We start from the raw sequence: 26,354 nt of genomic DNA on the forward strand, positions 1-26,354 counted from the left end.
CCTTGAACTAACTACCATACAAGTATGATTTGTGAGAATTGCCGCTGGAGATCACATTTATGGGTGGATCACAGACGTGGGGTGGTGGTTTTATCTTGAGGTAAAAACAGGGATGTTGGTTCGCAGGCGTGTTCAGGAGCGGGAGTTAATTTGTAGCAGCGGCCCCTCACCCCAACCCTCTCCCACAGGGAGAGGGAGCTGATTCGGTGATAAGGTCAGGTGTGGATGATAATTTGTAACTCGATAACTCAATAAATTAATTATGGTTTTTTACGATTTTACGATTTTACGATTTTGCGGTTGAGCGCAGGAGCTAATTTGTAGCACGTACTGTCCCCTCTCCCTGTGGGAGAGGGTTAGGGTGAGGGGCGTTACGCCGGGCTAAAGTTTGCACGATCTGAGCACGTGGCTTATTTGTTTATCCCAGCAGATCGCAATTTGGCGGTAAGCGGCACTCGATAGCATCAGGCAGCACCTCAATGCGGAAATCACGACCTTTCAGCGGCTCGCCATCAAGGTTAAAGGTAATTTCATGCGGCGCGGTGATTTCCAGCCATGGCAATGAGGCATCAACTACGTTGCTGTTTTCCTCACCGCTAAACAAGATATTGACCAGCGTAGGTAGCAACTCTTCGGCAGTGAGCAGGCGCACCTGCAATAAACCATCGTTAATCAGCGCCCCAGGGCAAAGTTTCTGCCCACCCCCGGCCTGCCTACCGTTGCCGATACCGATCACCAGCGCTTCTCCGGTCCAATGGAAATCTGGCCCGCGGATCTCGCAGCTGTCGGCTTTCAGCGCATCCAGGCGCAGCAGCCCATGAATGAAATAGGAAACGCCCCCCAGCGCCGCCTTCAGTTTTTCCGGGGTTTCGGTGGTGATGCGGGTGCCAAAGCCGCCGGTAGCCATATTGATAAAATAGCGCTCGTCATTGACCTTGGCCAGATCGATCGGCACCGCTCGGCCCTTGATGGCTAACTGCAAGGCCAAATCTGGCTGTAGGGGAATAGAGCAGGCGGTAGCAAAATCGTTGGCGGTGCCCAGCGGCAGTATGCCGAGTATGGGGCGAAACTCTGCGGGCAGTTGTGCCAATGCGGCAGCGACCTCGTTGATGGTACCGTCGCCACCCCCGGCGATCACGGTTTCAACCCTCAGCTGGCTAGCCTCTTTGACGTAACGAGCTGCATCCCCCAGTTCCCAGGTGACGCGGACATGCAGGGTCTGGCCCTCATGGCGCAGCAGGTTCACCGCTGCGCGAACTTCCTCGTTGCCGGAGCTTTTACCATTGATGATAAGCAGTGCTGGTGCATATTGGTGCATTCCTGATCCTTGTGGCGAAAAACGAATCGGCTGTCAAAGGGTGGCCAGATGGGTTTCCATGTAGCTAAACCCCTGACCCAAGCCGTTAACGATAAACCACAAGCCAGCGACCGGCCATAAGAATATTCAGGTAATACCGAGTTTGGCTGCTACAGGGTATTTATAGAGTCAATGCCCAATAGAGGTATATCTTTCTCTCACGCGAGTTAAGCGTTGGTATTAATGACCTTATTAATCGCTATAGAATAATTTATATATTGCAGGGGAAATAATAAGCCGCTTGGCGTAATGCAAGAAATATCCTAAAAATACCAATGAAATTTTCAGCTGATTGAAATTAAAGGGGATAAAAAGAAAAGGCCAACCCAAGGGAGATTGGGCTGGCTAAGGAGGTGGTTCCTAGTATTGCTATGCAAATATTTTCGTTATTAATTTTAAGCAACCTGATAATAACCAAGCCGCGCGCTAATTGATGTGATCTGATTCTAATATTTGCCAAAAATTGCCACCCAGGTGGGTGGCGATAAACATCTTAATCGTTCTGGCTATCGTCCTGCGGCAAATTGCGGATCAACAACGCATAATTGAGGTCGATATCCTCGGGGATCGGCAAATAAACGATATGGCCGTTGCCCGGAGCGACATCGATCGTCTCGCCTTTCTTGTTCTGCAGGCTTTCCAGGGTAAACAACACGTTACCCCCTGGCGTCATCATCTCGACGCTGTCACCGACCAGGAATTTATTTTTTACATCCACTTCCGCCCAGCCGTTACGGCGTACCCCGGTAAATTCCCCGACAAACTGCTGCAGTTCGGAAATGGAGGAACCGTAATCATAGTTCTGATGGGCATCATGCGTATGGCGGCGCAGGAAACCTTCGGTATAGCCACGATGAGCCAGGCCTTCCAGCGTGGTCAGCAGGCTTGGATCGAAGGGTTTACCGGCAACGGCGTCGTCAATGGCACGGCGATAAACCTGTGCGGTACGGGCGCAGTAATAAAACGACTTGGTACGGCCTTCAATCTTCAGCGAATGTACGCCCAACTGGGTGAGCCGCTCTACGTGCTGGATGGCACGCAGATCTTTTGAGTTCATGATGTAGGTGCCGTGCTCGTCCTCAAACGCGCTCATGTACTCGCCGGGTTTCTGCGCTTCGGAAAGCATAAAGACTTTATCGGTTGGCGCGCCAATGCCCAGCGTCGGCTCAACGTTTTGCACCGCGATAGGCTCATGCAGATGCACGATGCTGCCGGTATCGTCTTCCTTGCCTTCTTCTGCCTTGTACTGCCAGCGGCAGGCATTGGTGCAGGTGCCTTGGTTGGGGTCACGTTTGTTGATGTAACCGGAAAGCAGGCAGCGGCCGGAATAGGCCATGCACAGTGCGCCATGAACGAAGATCTCCAGCTCCATTTCTGGCACCTGGCTACGGATTTCCGCTACTTCATCCAGCGACAGCTCGCGGGAAAGGATCACTCGCGTCAAACCCATCTGCTGCCAGAATTTCACCGTTGCCCAGTTGACCGCGTTAGCCTGCACCGAGAGGTGAATGTCCATCTGCGGGAAGGCTTCGCGCACCATCATGATCGAACCGGGGTCGGACATGATCAGCGCGTCCGGGCCCATGTCGATCACCGGTTTCAGGTCACGCAGGAAGGTTTTCAGTTTGGCGTTGTGTGGCGCGATATTAACCACCACGTAGAACCTTTTGCCTAGCGCATGGGCTTCATTAATCCCAAGCTGCAGGTTCTCGTGGTTAAATTCGTTATTACGTACCCGCAGGCTGTAACGCGGCTGGCCAGCGTAAACCGCATCGGCCCCATAGGCAAAGGCGTAACGCATGTTTTTCAGCGTTCCCGCCGGGGAGAGGAGTTCTGGTGTAAACATAGTGATTCTCGGTCTGATTTCAGGTCAGCACCGCGCCACCCAATGGCGCAGTGAAAGCGGGGGATTGTAGCGGCAGCCCGCCAAGAAATCAGCAATTAACCGGAAATTCTCAAGGGAGATTGATCTTCATCATCAGAAAAACCGCGCGGTAGCGGATACCGCGCGCAGGCCGGATGAGATTTATACGCTTAAATCACGCACGTCTGTGGTAGAGCCATTCTTGATCACCGACTGAATCCCGCTTTTCGCTGCGCTATCCGAGCTGTACATCTGGCTGGTACCAATCACCTGATGGTTTTTGGCTTTCAGCACGAAATAGGGTTTGTTGTTGCTGCTGATTTTCACTTCAAACTGCGCCTCATGAGGCGAATTGGTTTGCACGGACGCAATCCCGTTTTCCGCCGAGGCTTTGCTGGCATACATCTCACTGGAGAGAATGATCTCGCCATTGCTGGCCTTCAGGTTGAAGTGATACTGCCCGTTGCTCGATTTTGTCAGCTCATAATGTCCGCTTGCCATGGTCCTGCTCCTGATTAGTGCCAATAAGTGAGATAAGTGTAGCTAATGTCTCGGCAAGCGTTTTTTTTAACGGTGAAGTAATGCGTACCAGTGCACAGAAATGGGTGGCTTGTTGTGTTCATGGCCAGGTTGGGCTGGAGGTAGGCTGCCCTGATTACATTGGTGATTGCGTAGCGGTTCGCATCGTGGGCACAAAACGTTCGACGGCAGATGATTTTGCTCCCTTGAGAGGATAGGGTGGCTGATATCCGCATTCCTTATGCGAACAAAAAACAGGCAGCTTGGCCTTGGCATCCACTCAAAATAGGCATATGCTTTGGCCTATGCTAGCGTGAGGAGGTGCAATATGGAAAGAGTTGCCAAGCTTTTTAAAAACGGTAGAAATCAGGCGGTGAGATTGCCAGTGGAATTCGAATTCGATGTCGATCAGGTTTATATTCGCCGGGATGAACAGGGTAACGTTATCTTGTCGAAGCACCCAATGAAATTGGACTCCTGGCAACCGCTACTGACCATGCTGCAAAACGTGGCGGTTCCTGCTGACTTCCTGACTGCTGACGATCGCCAGCAAGGGGTAGCAGAGCGGGATCCGTTCAAGGAGGAACAGTAAGTCATGTATATGTTCGACACTAACACGGTGAGCCAGCTTTTTCGTCAACATCCCCGCCTGCTTGCGGCGATGGATCGGGTACCGCCATCGTCGGTATGTATTTCCAGCATAACCCAGGCGGAACTGATTTATGGCGTAGCCAAGCGGCAGAACAAGGCGTTAAAACAGACGGTGATGATGTTCCTGGACGCCGTCACCGTTTACTCCTGGGACTCTGCGGCAGCACATTGCTATGGTGCCATGCGCGCAAGCATGGAAAAACAAGGCAGACCGATGGGGGCGTTGGATCAGCTTATTGCCGCACATGCGGTAAGCCGTGGCGCAACCATAGTGACCAGCGATCGGGCTTTCACTATGGTCGCGGAGCTTGAGGTGGAAGACTGGACGCAGTAAGCGTCACAGCCCATTGACCAGCCGACACTGTTCGGCTTCCCAGCGGTAGCCCACTCCGTAGACCGAACGGATAAACGCCTTGTCGCCGTCGATCAGCTCCAGCTTGCGGCGCAGGTTCTTGATATGGCTATCGATGGTACGATCGGTCACCACCCGGTAATCGTCATACAGATTGTTCAGCAGCTGTTCGCGTGAAAACACGTTGCCCGGCTGGCATGCCAGGGTTTTCAGCAGGCGGAACTCCGCCGGAGTCAGATCCAGGATATGGCCCTGGTAGCTAGCCTGAAAGCGTGGCTCATCAATATGCAACAGTGAATCATCATCGCTATGTTCCTGGGGCCGATAGCAACGGCGCAGGATGGTTTTCACCCTGGCAACCACTTCGCGCGGGCTGTAAGGCTTGCAGATGTAGTCATCCGCCCCGATCTCCAGCCCCAGCAGGCGGTCGATCTCCTCGATTTTGGCGGTCACCATGATGACGGGGATATCGGTAAAACGGCGTAGCTCACGGCAAACGGTTAAGCCATCGCAGCCTGGCAGCATCAAATCCAGCAAAATAAGCGCCGGTGGATGCTCATGCACCGCCGGGATCACCTCGCTGCCGTTGCTCAGCCAGCGGGTGGCGTAGCCAGCAGCCTGCAGATAATCTACCAACAGCTGGCCCAGCTTGGGTTCATCTTCCACAATCAAGATCTGTAGTGGCTGATTTTGGTTTTCCATCGAACAACCTTATTATTCACCAGAGGTGGGGAAATCTACTGTAATGCGCACGCCGCCTAAAGGCGAGTGTTGTGCGCGGATCTCGCCGCCGTGTGCCTCCACAATGTTCTGACAGATGGAAAGCCCCAGCCCAGAACCGCCGCTGGCGCGGTTACGCGATCCTTCAGTGCGATAAAAGCGTTCGAAGATGAGAGCCAACTGCTCGTCATTCACTCCTGGGGCACTGTCCTGCCAGTAAATCCGCACCGTTCCCGGCAGGCGTTCGATACCAATCTCCAGCCGACCACCGGCATCGGTATAGCGTTGGCTGTTTTCCAACAGGTTGTTGAATAACTGGAGCAGTCGGTCAGGATCGCCAAACAGTGGCATCTGTTCCGGCAGATAGGTGACGATTTCCAACTGTTTGGCATGAAAACGCTCACGGAAGGCCGCCACGGCGATCTGCACCAGATGCACACAATCTACCGGCAATTTACGGTAGGCGAGGGCGCCGAGATCGGAGAGTGACAGCTGGTGCAGATCGTCCACCAATTTGGTGAGGGTTGAGACTTCCGCCTGTAGCGAACTGAGCGAAGCCGGTGTGGGTTGGCGAACGCCGTCTTGCAGCGCCTCTAACTCACCACGCAGTACCGCCAGTGGGGTACGCAGCTCGTGGGAAACATCCGCCATTAGCGCTCGCCGCATCTGTTCGTTCTTTTCCAGCGAGGTGGCAAGCTGGTTGAAATCCTGTGCCAGCCGACCCAACTCATCTTGGCTGCTGACTGCCACCCGAGCGCTGAAATCACCCGCCGCCAGGCGATGGGTACCAGCTACCAGGCGTTTAACCGGAGCCAGCAGGCCGCGCGACATCAGCCAGGTTACCGCCGCTGCCAACAAGGTGGATAGCCCAACGATCATCCAACTGGTGCGCCGCTGCTGGCGATCGAAGTTGATGTCCGCGTTACGCGTCAGCTTTTCCGGCGGAGTCGCTACCACCCAACCGACGATCTGATTGTTGTAATGGATCGGGTGCCGGGTACTCTCTTTAGGTATCGGGCCGGAATGACCCACCAGCCGGTTATACTGGCTGTCCACCACCCAGAATTGGGTGCGCCAGCCCTTGGGGGGCAGATTGTGGCTGCTGTCGCTGTTCTGCTCAAACGAACGCATGATCTGATACACCACCTGATCGTTGTTACGCAGAAATTCCCAGTTGCCGTGGCGGCGATACTGATCTTCCAACGCGTCGCCGAGCATGCTGATGCGTTGCTCATTGCTGTGCTTGATGTAATCGATAAAACCCCGTTCAAAGCTGACGCGTACGCCCCAGTGCATGGTGATCAACACCAACATGCAGGTGGCGAAGATCGCCATAAACAGCTTGCCGGTTATGCCAATTCTCATTGTTTCCTCGTGGAGCCGGTGCCCGGCTCTTTGGTCAATGTGCGGTTGGGTGCTATGTCGGTCGGTACGCGGGCGAAAGCCAGCGCCGGCAGGGCAATAATCAGCGCCATGCAGCCATAGCTGTAGATAAAGGCGTTGTGGATAGCCGGACTATCGGCCACCACCTGATGATGCGCGAAGCTGCCAATCAGGATCCCGGCAATACTGACGCCCAGGCTCATGGACAGCTGCATCACCATCGATAGCAGGCTGTTACCACTGCTGGCTAGCCGATCGGGCAGATCTTTCAGCGTCAGGGTATTCATGGTTGAAAAACGCAGGGAGTTAACCATGCCCTGGAAGAACAGTATCACCGGCAGCAGATAAACCCAGCCCAGCATTGCCACCAGCGGAAAACTCAGGGTGACCAGCGCCAGCATCAGCGTGGCGGCCACCAGTACATTGCGATAACCGAATCGGTTAACCACCTGTACCACAATGCGCTTCATGCCCATGCTGCCGATGATCATCGGGATCATCATCAACCCGGCGTGGAACGGGGAAAACCCCATGCCCACTTGCAAAAACAACGGGGTCATAAAGGGCAACATACCGCTGCCGATCCGCCCCAACAGGCTGCCGGTCAGGCCGATGCGGTAAGTTTCCGTCTTGAATAGTCGTAGTGAGAACAGCGCCCGGCTGTTACCTCGGGCATGCAACCAGTAGCCAGCCAGCGCAGCGCAACCCATTGCCACCAGCCCGGCGATGGTGGCAGAGGAAAGCCCCATGCCTTTATGCCCGTCGAGCGCCAGCGTCAGCGTGGCCATGCCGATCGCCAACATGATAAAGCCGCTGATATCGAAACGCCGGGTCTGCATGGTGTAATTGGGCATCAGCAGCGCGGTGGCAATCGCTCCGGCGATCCCCACGGGAATGTTGATCAGGAAGATCCAGTGCCAACTGGCGTATTGCACCAGAAAGCCCCCCAAGGCTGGCCCCATCAGCGGGCCGATCTGGCCGGGCAGGGTGACGAAGGTCATCGCCGCCATATACTGTTCACGCGGGACGATTTTCATCACCGTCAGCCTGCCGACCGGCACCATCATCGCGCCGCCGATGCCCTGTATCACGCGGGAGGCCACCAGCTCATTCAGGGTTTCCGAACGGGCGCACAGGATCGACCCGAGCGTGAACAGCACGATGGCGCTGAAGAACACCCGTTTGACGCCAACCCGATCCGCCAGCCAGCCGCTGGCAGGTAGCATTACTGCGACCGTCAGCACATAGGAAACAATCACCGACTGCATGCGCAGCGGGTTTTCCCCCAGGCTGGCTGCCATGGAGGGCAACGCGGTATTGACGATGGTGGTATCCAGCGTCTGCATAAAGAAGCCGAAAGCCACGATCCACAGCTGCCATTGCACCGAGGTGGACCCTGGCGGGGCGCTGGGTTTGATGTTCATCTCATAGGCCCTTTCTCTCCCGCGTTGCTGCCGATCAGTGAGGCAGCGGCGTCAGTTTTTTACCGCGACGGAACTTCATCTGTAAGCGGTCAAAGTACAGATAGATCACCGGCGTGGTATACAGCGTCAACAATTGGCTCATCAGCAACCCCCCGGCGATGGTGATCCCCAGCGGCTGCCTCAGCTCCGCTCCGTCACCGCTGGTCAGAACCAGTGGTAAGGCGCCAAATAAGGCGGCCAACGTCGTCATCATGATGGGGCGAAAACGCAGTAAGCAGGCCTGGAAGATGGCCTCACGGGCGCTGATCCCGCCGTTGCGTTGCGCATCCAGGGCAAAGTCGACCATCATGATGGCGTTCTTTTTAACGATACCGATCAACAGCATAATCCCGATTAGCGCAATCAGGCTAAACGGTGCGTCAAACAGTTCCAGTGCCAATAGCGCCCCGACCCCGGCAGAAGGCAGCGTAGAAAGAATGGTCAGCGGATGGATGTAGCTCTCATACAAAATACCCAGCACGATATACACCGTGGCGATGGCCGCCGCGATCAGGAACAGCTGTGATTTCAGCGTTTCCTGGAACACCTGTGCGGTACCGGCAAACGAACCTCGCACGGTGGAGGGAACTCCCAGCTGCGTCATGGTCCGTTCGATGGCTGCCGTCGCCTCGGACAAGCTGCCACCGTCCGGCAGGTTGAACGAGATGGTGGAGGCTGCCGACAGCCCCTGATGGTTCACCGCCAGCGGTGCGTTGGCTGGCCGCCATTGGGCAAAGTAAGACAGCGGGATCGGCTGGCCGCTGCTGTTGATCACAAACATTTTGTCCAGCGAGCTCACGTCCTGGGTATAGGGCGGAGCTACCTCCATCACCACTTTGTATTGGTTGAGCGGCTGATAGATCGTGGAAATCTGGCGCTGTCCGAAAGCGTTGTTGAGCAGGTTGTTGGCGTCGTTGACCGAAATGCCCAGCCGCGACATGGTTTCGCGATCGTAGGTCAGATCCATTTCCGAGCCTTTGTCCTGCTGATCGGAGTTGACGTCCGCCAGCTCTGGCAAGGCTGCCAGCGCGGTGCGGATCTTCGGCTCCCATTCGCGCAGTGCGCCAAGATCGTCGGCCAGCAGCGTGTATTGATAGCTGGCGTTGGCCTGCCGCCCACCGACGCGGATATCCTGCACCGCCATCAGGAACAGACTGGCCCCCGGCTCTTTCGCCAGTTTGGCACGCAGGCGAGCGATCACCTTCTGGGCATCATCGGTGCGTTCCGACAGCGGTTTGAGGGAGATAAACATCGAGCCGCTATTGGTGCGCGAACCGCCGGTGAAACCGGTGACGTTATCCACGTCCTTGTCTTCCCGCACGATCTTCATAAATTCTTGCAGCTTACCGCGCATCGCCTGAAACGAAATGCTCTGGTCGGCCTGGATAAAGCCCATCAGGCGGCCGGTATCCTGCTCGGGGAAGAAGGTTTTTGGAATACTGATGTACAGCCAGACGTTAAGGGCAATGGTGGCCAGGAACACTGCCATTACCCAGCGGGAATGGCCCAATACCCAGTTGAGTGAGCGGCCATAGCCCTGCTGCAAACCCAGCAACATGCGGCCAAAACCCCGAATACGACGCTGTTCGCGCGGTGGCTGGTAACGCAACAGATAGGCGCACATCATCGGCGTCAGCGTGAGTGAAATCAGTAACGAAAGCCCGATTGACACCGAAAGCGTCACGGCAAATTCACGGAACAGCCTGCCTGGCAAGCCGGCCATAAACAGCAAGGGGATAAACACCGCCACCAGCGATACGCTCATGGAAAGCACGGTGAAACCGACCTCTCGCACCCCTTGCAGGGCGGCCTTGATCGGTTTCATCCCGGCCTCGACGTGGCGCGAAATGTTTTCCAGCACTACGATGGCGTCATCCACCACAAAACCGGTGGCGATGGTGAGCGCCATCAGCGATAGGTTATTCAGGCTGAAGCCGCACAGGTACATGGCGGCGAAGGAACCGATCAGGGAAACCGGTACGGCCACTGCCGGGATCAGCGTTGCGCGGCCAGAGCGCAGGAAAATGAATACCACCAGGATCACCAGCCCGATGGCGATCACCAGTGATTGCTCTACTTCGGCCAGCGAGGCACGGATCGTCGGTGAGCGATCCTGGGCAATACTCAGTTCGATCGAGGCGGGGATGTTCTCCCGCAACGCGGGCAACTCGGCGCGGATACGATCCACGGTTTGAATGATATTGGCACCGGGAGAACGGCTGATGGTCAGAATGATGGCCGGTTTGGCGTTGGTCATCCCGGCGTTGCGTACGTCCTGGACCGAATCGATGACGTTGGCCACGTCGCTCAACCGTACCGCCGCGCCGTTGTTATAGTGAATAACCAACGGCTGGTAGGCCGCCGCGGTTTTCAATTCGTCGTTGGCCTGGATCTGCCAGCGCTGCTGCGGGTCATCCACCGCGCCTTGCGGGCGGCGTACGTTGGCGTTGGCGATGGTTTGCCTGACCGCATCCAGTGAAATCCCCTGATTGAATAAGGCACCGGGATTAAGCTCCACGCGTACCGCAGGTAGGGAACTGCCGCCGACCGAGACATCGCCTACGCCTTCCGTCTGGGCAATCTTTTGCGCCAACTGTGTTGAAGCGAAGTCATACAACTGCCCTTGGTTGTAGGTATCCGAAGTCAGCGTCAGGATCATGATTGGCGCGTCGGACGGGTTGATCTTGCGATAGGTGGGTCGGCTTGGCATCCCGGTAGGTAACAGACTTTGGGCGGCGTTAATCGCGGCCTGTACGTCACGCGCAGCCCCGTTGATATCGCGATCGAGATCGAACTGCAGGATCACTCTGGTGCTGCCAAGTGAACTCGTCGAGGTCATTTCATTAACCCCGGCGATCCGGCCCAAGGCCCGTTCCAGCGGTGTAGCTACCGAAGAGGCCATGGTTTCCGGATCTGCGCCAGGCAACGAAGCGCTCACCAGAATGACGGGGAAATCCACCTGTGGCAGCGGCGATACCGGCAGCAGCCGAAAGCCAATCACTCCGGCGATGGTGATCGCCAGCGTCAACAGCGTTGTGGCAACCGGCCGGTAGATAAACAGGGCAAAGAATTTCACGGCAGCTCCTGCGGCTCTGGCTGGCGGCGGGTATTGCGCGCCAATTTATCAAACAGCAGGTAAATCACCGGCGTGGTGAACAGCGTCAGGATCTGGCTCATCACCAGACCACCGACCATACAGACGCCCAGCGGGCGGCGCAGTTCTGCCCCGACGCCGGTACTCAGCATCAGCGGCAATGCCCCCAGCAGCGCGGCCAGCGTGGTCATCAGGATCGGACGAAAACGCAGCAGGCAGGCCTGATAGATGGCGTCGTACGGCGTCATCCCTTGTTCACGCTCGGCAGCCAGCGCAAAGTCGATCATCATGATGGCGTTCTTTTTCACGATGCCGATGAGCAAGATGATGCCGATAATGGCGATCACATCCAGCTCATGCCCGGAGAGCATCAGCGCCAGCAGGGCCCCGACACCGGCGGTGGGCAGGGTCGAAAGAATGGTCACCGGGTGGATAAAGCTCTCATACAGCACGCCCAGCACGATATACATCGCGACCACCGCCGCCAGGATCAGCCACAGCGTGCTGCCAAGGGCAGCCTGAAATGCCAGCGTGGCCCCCTGGAACTGGGTGGTGATGTCTTTGGGCATGTTGAGGTCTTTTTCAGCCTGAGTAATGGCCTCTACTGCTTCCCCGAGCGAGTAATTACCGGCCACGTTAAACGACACGGTGGCCGACGGGAACTGATCGAGATGGTTGATCGACAGCGGGCCAAAGCGCTCTTCTATTTTGGCGATGGTGCTCAATGGCACGATGGTGCCGTTGCTGCTGGTCAGGCGGATATCGTTTAACGCGGAAAGCCCTGGTGTGCTGGAGACATCATGCTCCAGCACCACCCGATATTGGTTGGCCTGGGTGTAAATGGTTGAGATCAGGCGTTGACCGAAGGCGTTATACAGCGCGCTGTCGACATCGCTCATGGTGATGCCAAGGCGCGAGGCCGAGTCTCGGTCGACATTCACGTAGGCCACCAGCCCCTGATCCTGCCAGTTGCTGGTCACTTCGGCCAGTTGCGGGGCCTGCTGCAATTCGGCCATCAACTTCGGCACCCACAGGCTGAGTTCATCCAGTGACATCGCCTGAAGGGTGAACTGGTACTGCGTGCGGCTCACCTGGGTGTCGATGGTCAGATCCTGCACCGGTTGCAGATACAGCTTCAAGCCGGGGAACTGCGCCGTCTGTTGCTGCAGGCGGGTAATGATCGCCGGGATGCGATCGCTACGTTCGCTCAGCGGTTTAAGGTTGATCTGCAAACGGCCGCTGTTGAGCGTGGCGTTGCTGCCGTCCACGCCGACAAAGGACGTCAGGCTTTCTACCGCCGGATCCTTGAGGATTTCGGCAGCAACCTGCTGCTGGCGCTCGGCCATGTTACTGAATGAAACGCTCTGTGGCGCTTCCAGCGTGCCCTGAATAATGCCGTTATCCTGCACCGGGAAGAAGCCCTTCGGCATCAGCAGATACAGCAACACGGTCAGCGCCATGGTGCCGAAGACGACGCCTAACGTCAGCCACTGATGGTTCAATACCACTTTCAGCCACACGCCGTATTGGGCGATCACCCGGTCAAAGAAACGCTCGCAAGCGCGAGAGAAACGGTTTTGCTTACGCAGCGACTCGTGGCTCAGCATTCGGGCGCACATCATTGGCGTCAGCGTCAGCGACACCAGTGCGGAAATCAGGATCGCCACTGCCAGCGTCACCGCAAACTCACGGAACAGACGGCCAACGATATCGCCCATAAACAGCAGTGGGATCAGCACCGCTACCAGCGAGAAGGTCAGCGAGATAATGGTAAAGCCGATCTCACCGGCCCCTTTCAGCGCAGCGTCGAGCGGTTTTTCACCTTTTTCGATATAGCGCGAGATATTCTCGATCACCACGATGGCGTCATCCACCACAAAGCCGGTGGCGATGGTCAGCGCCATCAGCGTCAGGTTGTTAATGGAGAAGTCGAGGAAATACATGACGGCAAAGGTGCCCACCAGGGAAAGCGGCACCGCTACGCTCGGGATAATGGTGGCGGGAACGTTACGCAGGAAGACGTAGATCACCATGATGACCAGGGCGATCGCCAGCAGCAACTCAAACTGTACGTCGCTGACCGAGGCCCGGATGGTGGTGGTGCGGTCGGTCAGCACCTTCACATCTACCGACTTTGGCAGGCTTTTGATCAGTTCTGGCAGCATCTCGCGAATACTGTCGGCGGTGGTGATCACGTTGGCACCCGGCTGGCGCTGAATATTCAGCACAATGGCCTGCTCTTTATTGGCCCATGCCGCCAGGCGGTTGTTCTCCGCGCCTTGCTCAATGGTGGCGATATCTTGCAGGCGGATGGCCGCGCCGTTCTGATAGGCAATAATCAGCTGACGGTAATCCTCAGCGGTTTTCATCTGATCGTTGGCAGAGAGCGTGACCGAGCGCGTCGGGCCGTCCAGGCTACCTTTGGCCGAGTTGACGTTGGCGTTACTGATGGCGGTGCGAATGGTTTCGCTATCCAGCCCATAGGCGGCGACCGCCGTAGCATTGAGTTTCACCCGTACGGCCGGGCGCTGGCCGCCGGAAATGGTGACCAGACCGACCCCGGTAACCTGCGAAATCTTTTGCGCCACCCGGGTTTCCACCATGTCTTCTACCTGGGTCATCGGCATGGCGGTCGAGGTGACGGCCAGCGTCAGGATCGGTGGATCGGCAGGGTTAACCTTGCTGTAAATCGGCGGGTAGGGCAGATCGCTGGGCAGCAGGTTGGTGGCGGCATTGATGGCCGCCTGCACTTCCTGCTCGGCAACGTCCAGCGGCAGTTCAAGCTGGAATTGCAGGGTGATCACCGAGGCGCCACCGGAGCTCTGTGAGGCCATCTGCTTAAGGCCGGACATCTGACCGAACTGGCGCTCCAGCGGCGCAGTGATCGCCGAGGTGACCACATCCGGGCTGGCGCCAGGGTAAAGCGTGACGATCTGGATGGTTGGATAATCCACTTCCGGCAGGGCGGAAACCGGCAGCGAGCGATAGCCAATGATCCCGGCCAGCATGATAGCCAGCATAAACAGCGTGGTGGCTACCGGGCGAAGAATAAACAGGCGGGAAGGCCCACCGCCGCTATGGGGGGACATCGACTGCATCAGGAATTCCCCTGAGGTTTAGCACGGTGCTTCGGTTGTTCTGCATTCGGGGTGGCCGCCGTTTTATGAGGGGCCACCACTTCAACCTGCATGCCTTCGGTCAGGCGGTCGATCCCGTCGGTGACGACGCGGTCGCCCGCATTGACACCGGCGCTAATGACCACCTGCTGGCTATCCTGAATACCGGCGGTAACCAGATGCTTGCTGACCTTATTGTCTGCGCTCAGCAGCCAGACGAAGTTGCCTTCGTTGCCCATTTGCAGTGCGGCGGTAGGGATCACCACCGCATTTTGCAGGGTGGCGACCTTCAGCCGGGCGTTGACGAACTGATTCGGGAACAGCGCATCGTCCTGATTGTCGAAGCGAGCCTTCAGTTTGATGGTGCCCGTCGCGGTATCGATCTGGTTATCCAGGCTCAATAACTCACCGGTGGTTAACAACTGCTGGTTGGTGCGGTCCCAAGCTTCGACACTCACTGGGCCAGCTTTCTGTGCTTTGACCAGATCGGCGATATTGCTTTCCGGCAGGGTGAAGACCACATCGATCGGATGCGTTTGGGTGATCACCACGATGCCGGTAGTGCTGCCGCTGGCGATGTAATTGCCCACGTCAACCAGTTTAAGGCCCACGCGGCCATCAATCGGTGCGGTGATCTTACTGTAGGTTATTTGCAGTTTGGCGCTGTCCACCGCCCCTTGATCGGCCTTGATAGCCCCTTCGGTCTGGCGAACCAGTGACTCTTGGGTATCCAGCTCCTGGCGCGATACCAGATTGGTTTTTGCCAACTGTTGGTAACGGGCGAGGTCGCGTTTGGCATTGGCCAGCGTCGCCTGATCTTTGGCTAACTGCCCCAGAGCCTGAGTTAATTGCACTTCGTAAGGGCGCGGGTCGATCTCAACCAGCAGGTCTCCCGCCTTGACCTGTTGGCCTTCGGTAAAGTGTATCGCCATCAATTGGCCATCGACGCGGCTGGTGACGGTCACGGTGTTGGCCGCGGTGGCGGTGCCCAATCCTGAGAGGAAACGCGGCACGCTCTGCACTGTAGCGGTGGCGGCCTGTACTGGAGACATGGGAGCCCCTCGTCTACCACCGGCTCTGCCTGCGGCTCCTGCTGGGCCTGAACCTGCCTGCTGCGCTCCCGGCGCTGCATCGGTAGCCTGTGGCGCGCTAAAGTGACGCCAGATCAGAATGGCGGCAAGCACCACGATTACTATGGCTAGCAGGCGCAAGAGCAGTGAGCGGCGTTTGGGTTTTGTATTCATGGCGTTGGGCATTCTCTCCAGAGACAGTCGTGCGGGCAATCAGTTGCCAAAAGTGATACTCCTTACAGGATACTAGTTTAGCGAGCCGTCACGGTGTAAAAATGAAGGAAATATGGAGGAAACGTCAGGTTTGTCGGCAGAGAATGTCTATTTTACCCAAACCACGCTTAGCTAGACATTTTCTGACATATAACCGATTCGTTTTAGCGTTCCAGCCGTTTTCGCGCTAATAATTTAGGGCGAATTTTTCCTTTTCCCTCAGGAGCCACATCATGAGCAAGAAACCGTTGGGCCGTTCAGGCATTCAGGTCCCGCAACTGACCTTTGGCGGCAACGTATTTGGCTGGACGGTAGACGAGGCCACCTCTTTCAGCCTGTTGGATGCGCTGGTAGCCAATCAGCTGAATTTTATTGATACCGCCGACGTTTATTCGAGCTGGGCACCGGGCAATCAAGGCGGTGAATCAGAAACGGTGATTGGTAACTGGCTGAAGAAAAGCGGCAAGCGCGACCAGGTGATCATCGCTACCAAGGTGGGAAAACCGATGGGCGAGGGCAAACAAGGCTTGTCGCCACGCTATATTCGTCAGGCCGTAGAGGATTCGTTGCGCCGCCTGCAAACCGATTATATCGATCTTTATCAGTCCCATGATGATGACCAGGACACTCCGCTGGCGGAAACTCTGTCTGCGTTTGATGAACTGATCAAAGCCGGGAAAGTGCGTGCCATTGGCGCTTCCAACTATCAGGCAGACCGGCTGGTGGAAGCACTGAAAGTCAGCGAGCAAAACGGACTGGCGCGCTATGAAACCCTGCAGCCGGAATACAATCTGTATGCCCGTGAAGGTTATGAGCAGGCGCTGGAAGCGGTGGCGCAGCAACAGGGGTTGGGGGTGATCAACTTCTTCTCACTGGCCAGTGGTTTCCTCACCGGAAAATATCGCAGCGCACAGGATGTGGGGAAGAGCCAGCGCGGGGATACCATCGTATCGCGTTATCTGAACCCGCGCGGTTTCCGCATTCTGGCAGCCCTCGATCTGCTGGCAGAGAAACACCAGACTACACCCGCACAGATCTCGTTGGCCTGGCTGATTGCTCGCCCAAGCATCACCGCACCAATCGTCAGCGCCACCTCGTTAACCCAGTTGGATGAGTTGGTGAGTGCCACACGGGTGCAATTGGCCGCCGAGGATATCAAGGCGCTGGATGAGGCAAGTGCCTGGTAAGGCAGCTAACATCAATTATTATTCAATGAGTTATTATCACCATCACTTGTTTGGCGACAGTTTACGATACAACACATGCTTGCGTAGTGGATGGCCCAGCGGTAAACGGGGATGCTCGAAGGTTTCACCGCTGAAGGTCATCCCGATGCGCTCCATCACTCGGCGGGAAGGGAGATTAATTTCAGCGGTAAAGGACACAACTTCTGACAGTTGCAGCCTATTGAAAGCGATATCCAGCGCGCAACGTGCCGCTTCGCTGGCATAGCCTTGGCCCCAATGCTCCTTCGCCAACCGCCAGCCAATTTCCACGCAGGGCGAGCAGGGCAGATCGTCGCCAGGAATGGCTAGCCCGACAAAGCCGATAAAGGCAGCCTGATGCTTCACCTCGACGGCCCACAGCCCCCAACCGTGCTGTTGCATAAATTGGCGGATGCGATTGGCCTGGGCATCGCTTTCAGCGCGGCTTAGCGCTGCCGGGAAGTATTTCATCACCTCAGGGTCGCTATTGAGCGCGGCAAAGGCGGGCAGATCGCTATCTTGCCAACCGCGCAGCTGCAATCTAGGTGTTTCACCAGTGATGATAGCCATAATGCTCCATTGTCAGGGGCGTTAGCCGCCCCTGCGTTAATCAACGAAACAGCGTCTGCGCCCAGCGTGCCAACCCGGCGGTAACCGAGCCAAAATCGTTGCCACCGACGATCGGGATCCCTGGCAACTGTTGTTGCAATGCAGTTCTCAGCAGTGGTGAGCGCGCGCTACCACCGGTCAGGTAAATGACCTGCGGCTTACTTTGGCTGGTAGCCAGGGCGGCGCTAACCTGTTCCTGGATACGTAGCAGAGGTTGGGCAATGGCATCGGCCAACTGCTCCTGGCTGATCGTCTCTGCCAGCTCCGGCTGCACAAAATCCAGTTGAGCGCTGATGCTTGCCTGACCCGATAGTGCGATTTTACTCTCTTCCGCCGCACGTACCAGCCGATAGCTCAGGCGCTGCTGATGTACTTTCAACAGACGTTTCACCTTCTCGGGTTCGGCAGCGTCGCGGATCAGATCGCGCAGCATACGGCCATTGGCCGTGCTGTAGAAATCGATTTGGGCCGGGACATCGTTAGTTGCAACCGCGTTCCAGTAAGGCAATGCAGGCATGGCAATGCCTTTCTCGGTTTCCCCGCCCATACCGAACAGCGGCATCAGCTGTTTGAACGCCAGCATGATATCCAGATCGTTACCGCCCACGCGGCAACCGCTGTGCCCCAACAGGCTCTGTTGGCGATCGGCACGATCGCGCCATTGTGGCCCCATCAGCAGCACCGAGCAGTCGGTGGTGCCGCCGCCGATATCGACTACCAGCACGGTTTTCTCTTCGCTTAGCGTCGCTTCAAAGTCCAGACCGGCAGCAACCGGTTCGAACTGGAACTCGATCTCTTTGAAACCGGCCCGTTGTGCGGCGCGGTGCAAAATCCCCTGGGCTTGCTGGTTAGCCTCTTCACCGCCGGTGCCCTGGAAGTTGATCGGGCGGCCAATGACGGCCTGATCGATGCCAGTTTGTAACACGCCTTCCGCCTGGCGCTTGATGTGGAACATCATGGCGCACACCAGATCTTCAAATAGCGCAATCTGCTGTGGCTTAAGGCCGTTAGCCCCGAGGAAGGATTTCGGCGAGCGGACAAAATACACTTCTTCCGGATCTTCGATGTAGTGCGCCAGCGCTTGTAGGCCGAACAGCACGCTGTCGCCGTTGACCGGAATATCTTCTTCGCGGTTGAAGGTGATGGCGCGGCGCAGCAACTGCTGGTTTTCCTCGCTGCCGGTTGGCACCTGCCAGTGGCGATGCAGGCACTCACTCACCGCTTCACGCGTCGGCGCGCACAGCATCGAAGGGAGATACGGTTCGTTGTTTTCCAACGTCAGTAATTCAGGACCCTGATCGCGCATAACGGCGACAGAACAGTTGGCAGTGCCATAATCGAAGCCAATAAACATTTTTCGTTCCCCATGCCGATGAAGGGGGGCGACTTTACCCGAGACTGGTCTGCCGAGCAACGAGTGGGCGGCTAACTGGCGAAAAATTTAGCGGCAATCGCGGCGGCATGGTTAACTTGATGGCAGCGATATCAAACAGGTTAATGTCCGATTCCCGCACGTCAGCCACAGGTCCGAGCGCCATAATGAACAAAAAACTGACTCCGAGCGATGCCATGAAGAATCAACAACAGGCGCTGTATAGCGCGCTGAGTGCGCGTGACCGTAAGTTTGACGGGCGATTTTTTGTCGGTGTCTCCTCCACCGGTATCTATTGCAGGCCGGTATGTAGCGCCCGCACGCCGAAAATCGAAAATTGTACGTTTTACCCCAGCGCCGCCGCCGCCGAACTGGCCGGTTTTCGCCCCTGCCTGAAATGCCGCCCTGAATTGGCTCCAGGGCTGGCGCTGATCGATCTTGGCAATCGCTATGCTCAGGTTGCGGTTCAACTGATCGAGCAGGGCTATCTTTCCGAGCACAGCTGTGAACAGCTTGCTACCCGCCTGGGGATTTCCGATCGCCATCTGCGGCGCATTTTTGCCGAGCAGTTCGGCGCTTCTCCCATTGATTACGCCCAGTCGCACCGTCTGTTGCAGGCCAAACGGCTGCTGGCGGATACCGATTTGCCCCTGAGCGAGGTAGCGTTTGCCGCCGGGTTTGGCAGCCTGCGGCGTTTCAATGAGCTGTTTAAGGCCCGTTATCGCCTGATCCCTTCGGTATTGCGCAGCACTGCTGGCCGAAGTGAGCGTGCCGCCACCAGCGGACTGGTGTTTCATCTGGGGTATCGGCCACCTTACGATTGGCCGCGTATGCTGGGGTTCTTACAGACTCGTGCGGTCAGCGGCGTGGAAAGCGTTGTCGGTCAACAATACTGCCGTTCGATCGCGGTGGATCAGGGCGGCGTAGAATATTGCGGTTGGGTGAGCGTCCAGCCGGAAGAGGCGCGAAACCGGGTGCGGGTGGAAATAGCCCCATCGCTCAGCCGAGTGACGACCGAAGTTCTGCGGCGCATTCGCCAACTGTTCGATCTGGATGCCGCACCGGACCGCATTTGCGAGGCTTTAGGCGAGCTAGCGGCGGATGCGCCCGGCTTGCGTTTGCCAGGCTGCGTCAGCAGCTTTGAGCAGGCTACGCGTGCGGTGTTGGGGCAGTTGGTCAGCGTCAAGATGGCGGCTACCTTTGCCGGGCGGATGGCCGAACTCTGGGGAACGGCGCTGGAGCAGCCGTATGGCGATATCACTCATGTTTTTCCGCAGGCGGCGCGGATCGCCCAGCTGCAACCGGAAGATCTGCGTCCATTGGGCGTACAGCTGAAGCGCGCGGCGGCGCTGATAGAAATTGCACGCAGGGTGACAGAAGGGCGTTTGCAGCTGGATAACGTGCTGGATATCGAACTGGGTATCAAGGAGTTAACTGCATTACCGGGGATAGGCAGTTGGACCGCCAGCTATATCGCGATGCGGGCCTGGTCATGGCCGGACGTTTTTCTGGCAGGGGACTATCTGATCAAACAGCGTTTCCCCGGCATGACGCCGCGCCAGATTGAGCGCTATGCCGAACGCTGGCGGCCTTGGCGTTCCTATGCCACCTTGCATCTGTGGCATAACGAGCGCTGGGTACCTTCAGTGGATACCGAAATAGCCGCCACTGAGTAAATCGCCCAGCGGTACCTCCAGCGCAACGGCGTCACCGTCTACCAGATCGACCCCGATGGCGGTCAGCGCACTGAGCGTAACCTGTTGATGTGCGGGGCCGGCCAAGGTTTGGGCATTAACTCGATGCGCTGCACCATGGATCATTGACACCATCAGCTCATCCATTTGGTTGCAGTGGACGTCGGTGATAAAACGCTCGTCGATGCGGATGTAATCGATCGTCTGGCCGTTTAACTGCTCGAAGGCGTTCAGGTTGCGGCCAAAACCATTGACGATCAGCTTGCAACCCATCTGCTGCAAACGGCGGATAAAGGTACCGCCGTCCTCTGGGTGATCGAGCACGATAGTCTCATCCACCATCAGATACAGCGCGCTGGCTGGCAGTACGGAAGCCGCCAGTAACTCCTGCAAATAGTTTTGAAAATCCAGATCAAGCACACTGTCTGTGGCCAATGGCAGCGTAATAGCCAGCCCTTTATGGCGCAGAGCCTCGGCGTGTCTTTCCAGTACCTGGCTTACCAACCAGCGATCGACATCCGGCAACAGGCCGTAGAGCTGGGCGGCGGCGAGGAAGGACTCAGAAGCCAGCATGCGATCATCGGATGGACTAACGTGCAGCTTTAACTGATAGAAACAGACCGCCAGCGGCGTTTTAGGCGGGGAGGCTGCCCTGACGCGTAACAGCAATTGCTGATTATCGATAATATTCAGCACTTCCTGGCGCGTTAGCAGCTCATGCTGTCGCTCCATCTGCTGTTTTTGCCGGGCTTCATAGATATAAACCTGGCCGCGGCCATGGTGCTTGGCGGTATAGCAGGCGATATCGGCCTGTGCCAATAGCTCGCTGCTCTTGCCGCCGGTGGCGCCGATTTGCGTAATACCGGCACTGGCACCGACATGATAAATCTTGCCCGCCCAGCAGAATGGGTGTTCGCCAATCTGCCCGATCATCTGTTGCATCAGCAGCTTGGCCTGTTCCAACGAACAGTCGAACAGGATCAGGCCGAATTCGTCGCCACCGAGCCGTGCCAGGCAGTCGCTGTTACGCAGCTGGCGTTGCATCAACTGGCCAATCTCCCTGAGCAAGGCATCGCCTGCCGCGTGTCCGGCGCTATCGTTAACCGCCTTGAACCTGTCGAGATCGAGGAACACCAGCGAGTGCTGTTGCTGGTGTTCGGCCGCGCTGGCAATGGCGCCCTTCAGCCGCTTTTCAAAACTGGTTCGGTTGTTCAGGTTGGTCAGCGCATCGTGTGAGGCGTTGTAGCTGAGTTTTTTCATCAGCTCCCGCGAGGCGCTGACGTCCTGCAATACCATCACCGCTCCCATCACCTCGCCCTCGATGGTTTTCAATGGTGATACCGATTCCTGTACGTCGAAGCGGCGGCCATCGCGGCTATGCAGTACCAGAGCGTATTCTGCTGGCAGGGGGGGGCCCTCTTGCAGGCAGTTTTGCACCGGATTTTCTATCTCTGGGCCATCTTTGCCGTTGGTCATCCGCACCACACCGTTGATCGGCATGCCGAGCGCCATCTCCAGCGGCCAACCGCACATCTGTTCGGCTATCGGATTCATAAAGGTGATGCGCATTTCGCGGTCGGTGGAGATCACCCCTTCGCCGATGGCGTCCAGCGTGATGTGCAAACGTTCCTTCTCTTCGTGCAGCGCCTCGGCCAGCGATTTGATTTCCGTCATGTCGATATTGGTACCGATCATCCGCTTCGGCTCGCCGTGCTCATCGAAGATGGTATTGCCTTGGCCGCGAATATGACGAATTCCCCCCAGCCGGGTCTTGATGCGGAACTCCATCACAAACGGCCGGTGCCGATCGCTGAGCGTAGCCACTTGCCGCCCGATACGTTCGCGATCCTCCTCCAGCAGTAAAGCATTCCACAGCGCCAGGGTGGGGGTTTGATCCGGCGTCAGTTCGTACAGCTCGAACATTCGTTTGTCCCAGGTGAGCTTATCTCCGTTCAACATCCATTCCCACACGCCGATCCCGCCGGCCTGATTGGCTAGCGTAATGCGTTCTACCAGGCTGCGGTTCTCCGCTTCGGTACGTTTTAGCTCGTTGATATCTTCTACTTGGGAAATAAAGTACAGCGGCTGGCCCTGGGGGTCGCGCACCAGCGATACCGCCAGCAGCGTCCAGACGTTCTCACCGTCGCTGCGGATATAGCGCTTTTCCATGGTGTAGCTGCTGATGTGGCCATCAAGCAGGTCTTGTAACTGTGTCAGATCGGCATTCAAATCATCGGGATGGGTGATTTCTTGAAACGTCAGGCGGCGCAGGGTTTCTGGGGTATAGCGCAGCAGTTTGCACAGCGCCTGATTGACCTGTAACCATTTCCCTTCTGGTGACACCAGCGCCATACCGATGGCCGAATACTCCAACGCATTACGAAAACGCGCTTCGCTTTCCACGATATGCTCTTTTTCCACCCGAAAAGCATGCATAACCATCGCCATGGCGTGGGCCGGGATCAGGATCAACATCAGTGGCAGGTAGATCGTCACATCGCTTAAAAACGTCCCCCTATCCTGAAAATGCAGCAGCCCGAGCGAGATCATCACCGTAATCATCAGGGTCGTGGTAAAACAGATGATAAAGGCTTCGAGCCGCGGCAGGCTGATCGCTGCCCACAACAACGGCAGGATGATAAAGGTAAACGGGAAGGGCAGGTTGAGCAGTGCCAGATAGCTGAAGGTCAGTGTTCCCAGCAATACCAACAGCAGTTCGAACAGGTTCAGCGTTCTCAACATTGAGCGGCGATAAACCAGCCCGATCGGCGCCAGAGCCAGTACGCCGATCGCCTCGGAAATAAACCAGGTGCCAAAGGGCCGCCAAAAGGTTTCCCCAGGTGCGGGTGCGAATGTGGCCGCCAGTAGTGCGCTGAACATGGGCGTAAAGATCACTGCGCAGAATACAAACTTCAACCAGCTTGCCAAGCCGTTTAACGGATCGTCTGGCTTCAGTACTCGCCGTAACAGCAGGGTACAGACGGTGGCTTCCAGCAGGTTAATTAGCGTGAGTTTGACCGGGAACCAACTGAGGCCAAACAGCAGGAAACTGGCAATACACATGCTGATCCCGCAGAGGATCAAGTGCAATGGCCAAGTACGCGCTGGCTGGTGGAACATCAGCATAATAACGGCGGCAGTCGGGAACCACAGCGGGGTAAAGTGGCTGGATTCTGCTGACAGCGACAGGCACAGGTAGGCCAGCAGAAACACAATCAGTGCGCTCAGCAACGAGTGGGTGAACAAGACACCTTTAGCTTTGAGTGGGTGCTGCGTTGCGCTGAGATCCATCGGTAACCTTCACTATGTGCTATCGACCACGAAATCCTGCCGCCATTTTACTCACCAGAGGGAGTCCTGCGTGCGAGGAATACCTATCCAAGTATATACTCAACCTCTACCAAGACACACCGTTGCGCGATTCGGCCCCTCCGCAAGGGGAATCAGCGCCTAGCTATCGTGACGCAGACTAAAGCAGGAACATGGTCGCCAGCCCCAGAAAGATAAAGAAGCCGCCGGTATCGGTGAGGGCGGTGATCAGTACGCTGGAGCCCACGGCAGGATCGCGGCCCACTTTGAGCATGGTCATCGGTATGATCACCCCCATTAGCGCGGCTACCAGCAGGTTGAGCATCATGGCCAGCGTCATCACGCCCCCCATCGCCAGGTCGCCATACAGCAGATAGGTGACCAGCCCCATGATGCCACCCCAGACTATCCCGTTGATGATGGCTACGCCCAGCTCTCTGAACAACAGGCGCGAAATATTGCCCTCTTCGATCTGATGCAGCGCCAGCGCGCGCACGATCATGGTAATGGTCTGATTGCCGGTATTGCCGCCGATCCCGGCGACAATGGGCATCAAGGCGGCCAGCGCCACCAATTGTGAAATGGTGTGTTCAAACAGGCCAATGACCCTGGAGGCGATAAAGGCGGTACAGAGGTTGATTGCCAGCCAGGCCCAGCGGGTTTTCACTGCCTTGCTGACCGGGGCAAACACGTCTTCTTCCGGGCTTAACCCCCCCATACGACGCAGAGTGGTGTCGCTTTCTTCGTTAACCACGTCAACGATCTCTTCGATGGTTAACCGCCCCATCAGCTTGCCTTTGGCATCGATCACCGGGGCGCTGATCAGGTCATAACGTTCGAACGCGCTGGCCGCCGCTTCGGCTTTGTCTTCCGGCTGGAAGGTAGTGGGATCGCTATCCATCACCTTAAACACCGGGGTTTGCGGATCGTTAAGCAGGATCGCGGTCAGCGGCAGTTCGCCTAACAGGGTATTTTTGCGATCGGTGACGAACAGCTTATCGGTGGCGTCCGGAATGGTTTTGCGTTGACGCAGGAAGCGGTGTACGGCACCCAAAGAGACATCCGGGCGTACCGAGACCAGTTCGAAGTCCATCATCCAGCCGACGGTATCCTTACCGTATTGGACCATCTCGCGCACCTGCTCACGCTGCTCTGGCTCCAGTGAGGTTAGCAGGCGGCCCATCAGGTTACGCGGCAGGTATTGCGCCAGATAGGCCTGTTCATCGACATCCAGGGTTTTGATCGCCTTGAGCAGGTCTTTATCGCTCATCTCTTCGATCAGGCTATCCCAGACGGGTTCGGCAACTTCTACCAGGGTTTGGCCGCGCTCGTTGTTATCCACCAGCCGCCACAGCGCCAGGCGTTCATCTTGTGGCAACGCTTCTAGCAGGTCCGCCAGGTCAGCGGCGTGCATATCTTGCAGCAAGTGGGTGATTTCGGCGGTATGATTAAGCAGTTCGCCTTCGCTGAGTTGTTTTTCATCCCCTGAGCGGCCAAGAATACCGTCAACCAAAGGGGTATTATTTAACAGCAGGCTTAGAATGCGCTGACGATACTCAGCGACTTTTTTGACATTATGTGTTGCGGCGGACATGGAATTCCTTAACGCTGACTTGGCACACCGGGTTCCTTTTAGACTATCTTTAAAAGATAGAGCATAGCGGCGGTTGGCGTGATTTTTATCAATCTGATGGTGCAGGGTCAGCAGCGTTGGCGTGCCAGTGACTCAGGGTGATGGTCGCTTGGTCGGGCAGGATAATCACCGATTATCCACGCGGGCTTCCTGGGTCTGCGGTTCAGGCAGCGATCTTTTTTCCTGATGATGGGGAATAGCGGCAATGGCGGCATACAGCAGGCGACCGACTAGAATGATGAAACTGATCAGCAGCACGACTTTGGTCATGCGCCCGGTGGTGGTTTTTCTCATGGTTCATTGAGCCCGTCGGTTTTTCCCATTGGCATTGTTCAATCACCCTGTTGAGGCTGCCGCTGGAAAATGATGGTGGCGATTACTGTTGTTTGACACATACCTGCCATGGTTAACATTGATTTAAATTGTAAATGGAATTCTAGGCTCTGATGACAAAAGATGTCCATTTATTTCCGTGCGTATGATCGAGCAATTTAGCAGAGGTTTATGTCCACCACTTTTTAAGCGGTTACTCGAAATGCACGGGATATAGATTTTATCTGATTTTTTGTTGTGTATTAATAGGTTATTATCGGCCTATGACGTGTCATATGAATTTTTATTAGCCTTTTCTCTATTAATTGATCGTGGTCAAATCTTAAGCTATCGCAGAGAATAGAATTCACAGCCATTCTTGATGCTGGAACCGCATGTCTCAGCTTGCTCCCCGAAT

General features: G+C 56.4%; 18 protein-coding genes. 4 read left to right on the top strand and 14 right to left on the bottom strand.

Annotation, left to right across the window (positions count from 1 at the left end; genetic code table 11):
• Positions 1-418: 418 nt before the first annotated feature.
• The 3 genes from yegS to ACX9GU_RS07200 all read right to left on the bottom strand — a co-directional run bounded on the left by yegS (position 419) and on the right by ACX9GU_RS07200 (position 3,722).
• A complete protein-coding gene (gene yegS, locus ACX9GU_RS07190; protein ID WP_473194304.1) occupies positions 419-1,318 on the bottom strand; it encodes a lipid kinase YegS in 900 nt (299 codons plus the stop codon).
• A gap of 532 nt (positions 1,319-1,850) precedes the next feature.
• Positions 1,851-3,203, bottom strand: coding sequence for a prephenate-dependent tRNA uridine(34) hydroxylase TrhP (trhP, locus tag ACX9GU_RS07195; RefSeq protein WP_473194305.1), 1,353 nt, complete (start codon positions 3,201-3,203; stop codon positions 1,851-1,853).
• Between the two features lie 180 nt (positions 3,204-3,383).
• Positions 3,384-3,722 carry a YegP family protein gene (locus ACX9GU_RS07200; protein WP_473194306.1) on the bottom strand — a complete coding sequence of 113 codons (339 nt, stop codon included), beginning with the start codon at positions 3,720-3,722 and terminating at the stop codon, positions 3,384-3,386.
• 346 nt (positions 3,723-4,068) lie between these two features.
• On the opposite strand from ACX9GU_RS07200, the gene ACX9GU_RS07205 reads away from it, so the two are divergent.
• Both ACX9GU_RS07205 and ACX9GU_RS07210 read left to right on the top strand, forming a co-directional pair.
• On the top strand, positions 4,069-4,332 hold the full coding sequence (locus ACX9GU_RS07205; RefSeq protein ID WP_021178792.1) for an antitoxin: 264 nt from the start codon (positions 4,069-4,071) through the stop codon (positions 4,330-4,332).
• 3 nt (positions 4,333-4,335) lie between these two features.
• Positions 4,336-4,725, top strand: a complete 390-nt coding sequence (locus ACX9GU_RS07210; RefSeq protein ID WP_473194307.1) for a PIN domain-containing protein — start codon at positions 4,336-4,338, stop codon at positions 4,723-4,725.
• A 3-nt stretch (positions 4,726-4,728) separates the two neighbouring features.
• Here the strand turns inward: ACX9GU_RS07210 and baeR are convergent, their stop codons facing one another.
• The 6 genes from baeR to ACX9GU_RS07240 are packed head-to-tail and all read right to left on the bottom strand — an operon-like array spanning position 4,729 to position 15,763.
• Positions 4,729-5,445 (bottom strand): envelope stress response regulator BaeR, encoded by a 717-nt coding sequence (baeR, locus tag ACX9GU_RS07215; RefSeq protein WP_473194308.1) that lies wholly within the window; start codon positions 5,443-5,445, stop codon positions 4,729-4,731.
• Between the two features lie 12 nt (positions 5,446-5,457).
• Positions 5,458-6,828 (bottom strand): envelope stress sensor histidine kinase BaeS, encoded by a 1,371-nt coding sequence (gene baeS, locus ACX9GU_RS07220; protein WP_473194309.1) that lies wholly within the window; start codon positions 6,826-6,828, stop codon positions 5,458-5,460.
• Positions 6,825-8,270, bottom strand: a complete 1,446-nt coding sequence (gene mdtD / locus ACX9GU_RS07225) for a multidrug transporter subunit MdtD (RefSeq protein ID WP_473194310.1) — start codon at positions 8,268-8,270, stop codon at positions 6,825-6,827. Before mdtD ends, baeS begins: the two co-directional genes overlap by 4 nt.
• A gap of 34 nt (positions 8,271-8,304) precedes the next feature.
• Positions 8,305-11,385 carry a multidrug efflux RND transporter permease subunit MdtC gene (gene mdtC / locus ACX9GU_RS07230; RefSeq protein WP_473194311.1) on the bottom strand — a complete coding sequence of 1,027 codons (3,081 nt, stop codon included), beginning with the start codon at positions 11,383-11,385 and terminating at the stop codon, positions 8,305-8,307.
• A complete protein-coding gene (locus tag ACX9GU_RS07235; protein WP_473194312.1) occupies positions 11,382-14,501 on the bottom strand; it encodes an MdtB/MuxB family multidrug efflux RND transporter permease subunit in 3,120 nt (1,039 codons plus the stop codon). Before ACX9GU_RS07235 ends, mdtC begins: the two co-directional genes overlap by 4 nt.
• Complete coding sequence (locus ACX9GU_RS07240) at positions 14,501-15,763, bottom strand: MdtA/MuxA family multidrug efflux RND transporter periplasmic adaptor subunit (protein ID WP_473194313.1); 1,263 nt, start codon at positions 15,761-15,763, stop codon at positions 14,501-14,503. Before ACX9GU_RS07240 ends, ACX9GU_RS07235 begins: the two co-directional genes overlap by 1 nt.
• A gap of 272 nt (positions 15,764-16,035) precedes the next feature.
• Between ACX9GU_RS07240 and ACX9GU_RS07245 the strand changes: the two genes are divergently transcribed.
• Entirely contained in the window at positions 16,036-16,989 is a 954-nt protein-coding gene (locus ACX9GU_RS07245; protein WP_473194314.1) for an aldo/keto reductase, read from the top strand.
• 42 nt (positions 16,990-17,031) lie between these two features.
• On the opposite strand, the gene ACX9GU_RS07250 is transcribed toward ACX9GU_RS07245, so the two are convergent.
• Positions 17,032-17,577 (bottom strand): GNAT family N-acetyltransferase, encoded by a 546-nt coding sequence (locus ACX9GU_RS07250; protein WP_473194315.1) that lies wholly within the window; start codon positions 17,575-17,577, stop codon positions 17,032-17,034.
• Positions 17,578-17,617: 40 nt separating this feature from the next.
• Entirely contained in the window at positions 17,618-18,970 is a 1,353-nt protein-coding gene (gene yegD / locus ACX9GU_RS07255; RefSeq protein ID WP_473194316.1) for a molecular chaperone, read from the bottom strand.
• Between the two features lie 185 nt (positions 18,971-19,155).
• On the opposite strand from yegD, the gene alkA reads away from it, so the two are divergent.
• Positions 19,156-20,664: a DNA-3-methyladenine glycosylase 2 gene (gene alkA / locus ACX9GU_RS07260; RefSeq protein WP_473194317.1), complete on the top strand. Its 1,509-nt coding sequence runs from the start codon at positions 19,156-19,158 to the stop codon at positions 20,662-20,664.
• On the opposite strand, the gene ACX9GU_RS07265 is transcribed toward alkA, so the two are convergent.
• The 3 genes from ACX9GU_RS07265 to ACX9GU_RS07275 form a co-directional block, all read right to left on the bottom strand.
• Entirely contained in the window at positions 20,632-23,973 is a 3,342-nt protein-coding gene (locus tag ACX9GU_RS07265; protein WP_473194318.1) for a diguanylate cyclase, read from the bottom strand. The genes alkA and ACX9GU_RS07265 overlap by 33 nt on opposite strands.
• Before the next feature lie 178 nt (positions 23,974-24,151).
• Positions 24,152-25,585, bottom strand: coding sequence for a magnesium transporter (gene mgtE, locus ACX9GU_RS07270; RefSeq protein ID WP_473194319.1), 1,434 nt, complete (start codon positions 25,583-25,585; stop codon positions 24,152-24,154).
• A 165-nt stretch (positions 25,586-25,750) separates the two neighbouring features.
• Complete coding sequence (locus tag ACX9GU_RS07275; protein WP_065686557.1) at positions 25,751-25,918, bottom strand: YfgG family protein; 168 nt, start codon at positions 25,916-25,918, stop codon at positions 25,751-25,753.
• Positions 25,919-26,354: the final 436 nt, after the last annotated feature.

It is taken from the genome of Serratia sp. K1WW1, assembly GCF_055790865.1.